Below are 4,953 nucleotides of genomic sequence, written 5' to 3' on the forward strand. Positions count from 1 at the left end.
TGGTAATAGAAGACAATATGGGTCAAATGATAGAGGACGTTAAGCTGGCTGCACAAGGCCATACTGAAGTATATTTAATAAGTTCTATGGAAAGGCATTTACCGATAGAAGAGGGGGCAATCTATCCTCGGAAGGTCCTAGAAAAAATAGAAGAGTTAATTTAATTGTATAGAAATTTCTTTATACCAACTTTAGGCATTTAACTCGAGAAAGGGGGCTCTGATGGAAGAAAAATGGATTGCTGGAACACCCAGATTATGGAGGGATATCCCAGTGATTATACCTTTCTGTCCTGGTTGTCAGCATGGTACTGCTGTGAAGGCACTATGTGAAGTAATAGATGAATTGGATATGGAGGGAAATTCGGTTTTAGTAGTTGGTGTGGGCTGCTATACAATGGCATCTGTATTGGTAAACGCGGATTCAATAATGGTTGCCCACGGCAGGCCATGCGATGTGGCATCCGCTATGAAACGTATCCTCGGCAAGGATACCATAGTCATAACCTGGCAGGGAGACGGGGATGCCCTGGCTATAGGTTGCGAGCCAACGATACATGCAGCAGCCAGAAGTGAAAAGATAACCACTTTTATGATCAATAACGGTAACTATGGAACCACCGGTGGACAATTGGCTCCTACCACAGTAATGGGGCAGGTAACTACTACAACACCCTTTGGAAGGAACCAAGACCAGGGATACCCAATACAGGCAACCGAATTCATAGGTAGTTTAAAAGGGGTAGCCTATTCTGCCAGGGGTGCATTTACCAGCCCAGCCAATTATAAAAAAACTAAAAAATATATGAAAAAGGCTCTGGAGAAGCAGAGGGATGGTGTAGGATATAGCTTTGTAGAGATACTTTCTACCTGTCCTGCCAACTGGCACCTATCCCCTAAAGAGAGCTTAAAGAGAATCGAGGAGGAAGTAATACCCGAATTCCCTCTGGGGGAATTCAAAGACGTTGACAAGATTGAATAGGAGGCTTTATGAAAGAAGCGCTATCCAAAAGACACGATGTAATAATAGCCGGAATCGGCGGAACGGGATCAATGATAATAGGGCAGATTCTGGCATCTGCGGCTGTCTCAGAATACAGATATGTACTGTGGAACCCCAGTATGACCACTGCAAGAAGAGGAGCCCCTGCTGATTGTACAGTTATTCTCTCCGATGATGAGATTGCTTCACCTCTCCTTTTTGGAGCACAGACCATAGTTATGACAGAATCGTCTCGCCTGAAGGTCTTTGAGGACAGGGTACTGCCCGATGGCTTGATTATTATGGAGAGCGTCGGGAAAAATGGGAGTCTGGAAAGAAGCGACATCAAGGTATTAGAAATACCTGGCATTGAAACCGCTGCAAGACTGGGCAATGCCCTGGCTCGAAATATGGTCCTCCTGGGAGCGTACATAGAAAAAGTAACACCCATTCCAGCCGAATTGATAGAGGAAGAAATCAGCAAAAGGTTTCAAAATAATAATAAATTACAGGAGCTTAATATAGCAGCCTTCAGAGAAGGGATTAAGATAGCAACAAACCTCTAGAAAAAATTTATGATTTTTTAAACAAGCCTTAAGTATTGTTCAGAAATGCCAGCACTAAGATTAGGAATAAAACTTCACTTATCTCATTGATAGCGCCAAAGGTGTCTCCTGTGATACCTCCAATTTTGACCTTTAGAAATCTAGCCAAACCTAATGTAACTATGCCAATAGCAATCATTATAATTATCCCTTTTATCCCCAAGAGCGCAAAGGATACTAACATAGCACTGACTGAAGCAAATATAAAGTCTCTTTTCCTTAGATAAGCAGTAAAGGGTGACCCAATACCCTCTGTTGACCTGGCGTACTGAGAGAAGAGTGGAAGTTCTACCATAGACCACCTGCCAATCACTGGCATAACGACCAAAATCTGATTCTTAATTTCATACGGGATATTCATGAGGAGAGTATATTTCAATAATAGTGTCATTGTTAAACCAACAACCCCTATGGCACCTGTATTGCTGTCGCGCATTATATGAAGAATTTCCTTCTTAGAATTCCCCCCGGCCAAGCCATCTATAGTATCAGCCAGACCATCGAGATGCAGGGCACCTGTAAAGACTATCAGTATAGTTATCAAGATGCCATCTACTGCAGGAGCGGGTAAGATACGCAAGAGTAATATATTAAAGAGGATTAAGATAAGCCCGAGAACCAATCCAACCATGGGAAAGTATCCCATAGATCTTCCGAGTTCTTCAGGCTCTATTTGAATGTTTCTGGAAAGGCGAACAATTGTCAGGAACTGCAGAGCAATAACAAACCGTTTCATTATTATCTTATTGCTTCTTCAACATTGACGTCCCCAAAGGTAGCCATCTCGGTCAAGATCTTTACCCCGGCATCCACCAGAGTAATTCCCAATGCTGCGCCAGTTCCTTCACCCAGTCTGAGAGATAAATCTAACATTGGCTCTAACCCTATTCTGTCAAGCATTATATTATGTCCAGGCTCTGCTGATGCATGGGAGGCAAAGATATAGGACTTAATTAAAGGGTTAATCTCAGTAGCTATTAATGCGCCAGCAGTTGAAATAAAACCATCAACTACTGCTGGAACTCTATTAGCTGCTGCCCCAATAATAAGACCTGCAATTCCAGCAATCTCAAATCCACCCAGCTTTGCCAGGACGTCCAGAGGATCCCTTGGGTTCGGATTGTTAACGCTTATAGACTTCTCAATTGCCCCCATCTTTCTCATAAGGGTTTGATCATCTATCCCTGTGCCTCTGCCTGTGATCCTACTCAAAGGTTCACCGGTTATTGCTGCCAGGATTGCACTGCTAGCTGTCGTGTTTCCAATGCCCATGTCTCCGGTACCAAAAATATCGGCGCCACCAGCGGCATACTCATTAGCAATATCGATACCTACATTTATAGCATTTATTGCTTCTTCCATTGTCATTGCCGGCCTTTTTGACATATTTTTAGTTCCCCGGGCAATCTTTCTGATAAGCAACCCGTTTGCTGGTTCAAAGTCATGGTCCACTCCAATATCAACCACTACAACTTCAGCGCCTATGTGTCTGGCCAGCACATTTACCCCGGCACCTCCTGTTATAAAATTAAGCACCATTTGTCCTGTAACCTCTTTTGGAAAGGCACTAATTCCCTCCTCTACTATTCCATGATCACCGGCAAAGGTAAAAATAAACTTGCTTTTAATCTTTGGATTAAGATTCCTGGTTATAGCTACGTATTTTTTTGCAAAATCCTCCAACCTTCCAAGGCTCCCCTTAGGCTTTGTGAGATTATCCAGCCTTTCTTGTGCTTTTTGGAATAATTCTTCCTTTAAGGGTTCAATCTTCGCCAAAGTATCTTTTAGCTTTTGCATGCTAAATCTCCCTCTATCACTTTATTTTTACAGGTAACCCCGATATTATAAAATAAACTGAACCGGCCATATTCGCCAGCATTTGATTTGTCTTACCAGAGATATCTCTAAATAACCGTGCCATCCTGTTTTCCGGAACTATCCCCATCCCTACCTCGTTGGAGACAACAATAAGACGGGAATCAATTTTTTTACACACACCTATTAATTTCTCAACATCATCCATTACATTCTTTTCATCATTTTTGTATAGATGCAAGAGATTAGAGACCCAAAGAGTTATGCAGTCTACCAAAACTACTGTGTATTTTCCCCTTATTCCACTAAAAATCCCCGGTAGATCAATGGGTTCCTCTATGGTATCCCAACCTCGTCCCCTTTCCTCCTGATGCCTTTTTATTCTCTCTTTCATCTCATCATCCAGAGGTTCAGCAGTAGCGATATAAGCTCGGGGGCTGCTAATTGAGTTGGCGAGATTGTAGGCAAAAGTACTCTTCCCGCTCCGTGCTCCACCTGTTACAAAGATTATTTCATGGCTCATATTAATAAGAAGCTCTATAATAGGCCAGCACTTTTGTCAATGTTTTTTTAGGACGCGTTAATCAATAAGATGACAGAATATGTGGGATGTATAAAGAGATATATTGAGTTGTTACCGGAGAGTGGTAACTTTCTTCTGGAGCAAACGTTAGCAGAATTTTTGGGGTGCTTATTTAAAAAATCTTTTTCTTAATATGGGATATCTCCTGGTCAAGGGCAGTAATGCTGCAAGCACAAGTCTCTTCCCATATTTGATATATAAGGTCTGCATACTTGTTGGCATCATCCTCAGTTAAACCATGATCTTCCATTATCTGGCCAGCCATGGACTCCACGAATTCTTCCCTGTCCTGTAATATAATTTCTTTCTTTGCCTTCCTGAATATCTTAGAAAAAATATCTTTTGCATTATCAAATTTCTTAAAAAAATCCAGATTTATACCTTTTTCTTCCATGTCAAATCCCCCCAAAGTTCAAGTATTCAAAAATCCTTAGCCCCAAGGCACTACCATGTATGGGAGATTACGTCATGTTTGCATACACTTCGGCAGTTCACCTCATTTTTACTACACCCCGGGTTAAAACCCAGGCATACATAGCTAACCTTGCTCTTTACCTTATCTCTCACTTTTACAACTACATCCCCGTAATCATCTTCGGCAAGTTCGAGTACATTTTGGGGACAGGCAGGAACACATTCCCCACAGCCGTCACACTTATCAGTGTCTATTACAATATAATATTCTCCACTGCCGTCTGTATACCCATAGTTAATTATCATGGCATCCTCCCTTCAGTGATAATTCCTTTGAGGCTCTGCAAAAATGCTCCTGGGAGCAAATGCATAAATTTTTCAGGGAACCCGCCTTAACAAGCGTAATGTACCTCCATCTGTATGAAGCTACATCCTGCTTCTTTCTTCCATAAGTGCGGAGGTTATGTCTCCTGCCTCACCTATCATGTATATCCTGCCTTTGCCTATCCTCGATATCTTCCTCATAAGCTCCGGATTGGCTGACTCCTCATTGAT

The 4,953-nt window shown here is 42.1% G+C and carries 7 protein-coding genes; 2 read left to right on the forward strand and 5 right to left on the reverse strand.

The window, feature by feature from the left end; all coding sequences use genetic code 11:
• The first annotated feature begins 222 nt into the window (after window positions 1–222).
• Entirely contained in the window at window positions 223–981 is a 759-nt protein-coding gene (locus AB1401_15105; GenBank protein MEW6616780.1) for a thiamine pyrophosphate-dependent enzyme, read from the forward strand.
• Between the two features lie 8 nt (window positions 982–989).
• Complete coding sequence (locus AB1401_15110) at window positions 990–1,547, forward strand: 2-oxoacid:acceptor oxidoreductase family protein (GenBank protein ID MEW6616781.1); 558 nt, start codon at window positions 990–992, stop codon at window positions 1,545–1,547.
• Between the two features lie 28 nt (window positions 1,548–1,575).
• On the opposite strand, the gene cobS is transcribed toward AB1401_15110, so the two are convergent.
• The 5 genes from cobS to AB1401_15135 form a co-directional block, all read right to left on the reverse strand.
• Window positions 1,576–2,322 (reverse strand): adenosylcobinamide-GDP ribazoletransferase, encoded by a 747-nt coding sequence (gene cobS, locus AB1401_15115; protein MEW6616782.1) that lies wholly within the window; start codon window positions 2,320–2,322, stop codon window positions 1,576–1,578.
• Window positions 2,323–2,324: 2 nt separating this feature from the next.
• Window positions 2,325–3,383, reverse strand: coding sequence for a nicotinate-nucleotide--dimethylbenzimidazole phosphoribosyltransferase (cobT, locus tag AB1401_15120; GenBank protein ID MEW6616783.1), 1,059 nt, complete (start codon window positions 3,381–3,383; stop codon window positions 2,325–2,327).
• Between the two features lie 16 nt (window positions 3,384–3,399).
• Window positions 3,400–3,924, reverse strand: coding sequence for a bifunctional adenosylcobinamide kinase/adenosylcobinamide-phosphate guanylyltransferase (cobU, locus tag AB1401_15125; protein ID MEW6616784.1), 525 nt, complete (start codon window positions 3,922–3,924; stop codon window positions 3,400–3,402).
• Window positions 3,925–4,096: 172 nt separating this feature from the next.
• Complete coding sequence (locus AB1401_15130) at window positions 4,097–4,378, reverse strand: hypothetical protein (protein ID MEW6616785.1); 282 nt, start codon at window positions 4,376–4,378, stop codon at window positions 4,097–4,099.
• A gap of 50 nt (window positions 4,379–4,428) precedes the next feature.
• Window positions 4,429–4,704, reverse strand: coding sequence for a 4Fe-4S binding protein (locus AB1401_15135; GenBank protein ID MEW6616786.1), 276 nt, complete (start codon window positions 4,702–4,704; stop codon window positions 4,429–4,431).
• Window positions 4,705–4,953 lie beyond the last annotated feature (249 nt).

The sequence above is a fragment of the Thermodesulfobacteriota bacterium genome (assembly GCA_040757775.1).
Lineage (GTDB): Bacteria > Desulfobacterota > UBA8473 > UBA8473 > UBA8473 > UBA8473.